Here is a 288-nt window from a genome sequence, read left to right on the forward strand (position 1 = left end):
GAGTCAAGACGTCTTTGTGCTCGGCTTTGGTCTTGGCCGTTTCATAGTTGAATACCGTCCGATTGTCCGTTTTAAAGCACGAAGGAATGCCATAGCCCTTGAGAATCTGTTCAAAAACGTGATAATAGCCATTGAGCGTTTCCTGCCAGTCAAAATAGGCGCCAACGATTAGGCCGGTAGCGTTGTCGATTGCCAGGTGCAACGAAGCCTTTTTGCTTCCAAACCAGACGATGTCTGAAGCATCCATCTGAATCTCTTCGCCGAAGTACTTGCATCTTTCATGGCGAG

1 pseudogene is annotated in these 288 nt (G+C 47.9%); it reads right to left on the bottom strand.

Features of this window, described 5'->3' with window-relative positions:
• Positions 1 to 288: pseudogene (locus BN52_RS03120) on the bottom strand (ISNCY family transposase); the annotation flags it as partial.

The organism is Lactobacillus gigeriorum DSM 23908 = CRBIP 24.85, from assembly GCF_000296855.1.
Lineage (GTDB): Bacteria > Bacillota > Bacilli > Lactobacillales > Lactobacillaceae > Lactobacillus > Lactobacillus gigeriorum.